General features: G+C 73.5%; 1 protein-coding gene and 1 pseudogene. One reads left to right on the top strand and one right to left on the bottom strand.

The annotated features are described in order from the left end of the window. A pseudogene (locus tag DEF28_RS27795) lies at positions 1–247 on the top strand (gfo/Idh/MocA family oxidoreductase); the annotation flags it as partial. A gap of 51 nt (positions 248–298) precedes the next feature. Here the strand turns inward: DEF28_RS27795 and DEF28_RS26510 are convergent. Continuing rightward, the gene (locus tag DEF28_RS26510) at positions 299–1078 is read right to left on the bottom strand and encodes a cyclase family protein (RefSeq protein ID WP_114433777.1); all 780 of its coding nucleotides are present in this window, start codon (positions 1076–1078) and stop codon (positions 299–301) included. Positions 1079–1269 lie beyond the last annotated feature (191 nt).

Below are 1269 nucleotides of genomic sequence, written 5' to 3'. Positions count from 1 at the left end.
GGGCAGCCGCGGCTACTTGCAGGTGGAGCGGGCGTTCACGCCGCCGCCGGATCTGCGGCCGGTGGTGCGGGTGGACGCGCGGGGGCGCCGGGAGGTGCGGGTGCTGGGGGCGGACGACCAGTTCGCCAACATCGCGGGGGCGTTCGCGGAGGCGGTGCGCGCGGGGGTGGCGCCGGACGCGTTCGGGCCGGAGATCGTGCGTCAGGCGGCGCTGGTGGAGGGGATCCGGGTGCTGGCGGAGAAGTGAGCCGGGGTGCGCCGCGGGGCGGCTTGGCGGCGGGGCGGTGCCGCGGGCTGGTTACTCGGTGTCGTCGAGGAGTGCGGCGGCGCGGGTCCAGCCGGCGCCGGCGCGGGCGAGTTTGACGGGCAGGCACATGACGGTGAAGCCGGTGGGGCGGGGTAGGGCGTCGAGGTTGGCGAGGCGTTCGATCTGGCAGTACTCGCGGTGGCGGCCGGCCATGTGGGCGGGCCACAGGACGGTGGGGTCGGCGGTGCGCTGGTAGGTCTCGATGATGTGCGGGAAGGGGGCGTCGAGGCTGAAGGCGTCGGTGCCGATGACGCGGACGCCGTGGTCGAGGAGGTAGTGGGTGGCGTCGTGGTCGAGGCCGGCGAAGTGGGTGAAGTAGGCGGGGGTGCCGATGCGGGCGGCGGCGCCGGTGTGGAGCAGGACGATGTCGTGTTCGCGGAGCTGGTGGCCGATGCGGTGGAGTTCGGTGCGGATGCGGTCGGTGGTGATGGTGCCGGGGTGGTCGGTGCGGACGTCGAGGAGGACGCCGGGGCCGTGGAACCAGTGGAGGGGGAGCTGGTCGATGGTGCGGGGGGTGCCGTAGGCGGTGGTGCTGCCGTAGTGGGCGGGGGCGTCGATGTGGGTGCCGGTGTGGGCGGTGAGGGTGAAGGTGTCGTTGTTGAGGAATTCGCCGTCGGGGAGGGTGTCGGGGGGCAGTTCGAGGTTGAAGTGCTGGCGCATGGCGGTGGCCATGTGGTGGGCGCCTTCGCGGTGGGTCATGGGGGTGTGGGTGACGGGGTCGGGTTCCCATTGGGTGGCGTCGATGGTGGTGGAGAGGTCGATGATGCGCACGGGGTCTCCTGGGTGTGGGGGTGCCCTGGTCCCCGTGGGCCGGGCCGCTGGGGCCTGCGGCCGGGGGTGGCCCGGCGCCGCTGTCAAGGGGGTGCGGCGCGGTGCGGGGACCAGGGCTGGTCGGTGGGTCAGGGGGTGTGGTTCTCGGTGTGGGTTTTGGCGTGCTGGAGGGTGGTGCCCTGGACCGGCTC

The organism is Marinitenerispora sediminis, from assembly GCF_003336425.1.
GTDB lineage: Bacteria > Actinomycetota > Actinomycetes > Streptosporangiales > Streptosporangiaceae > Marinitenerispora > Marinitenerispora sediminis.
This window is presented reverse-complemented; position numbering and strand designations above follow the sequence as displayed.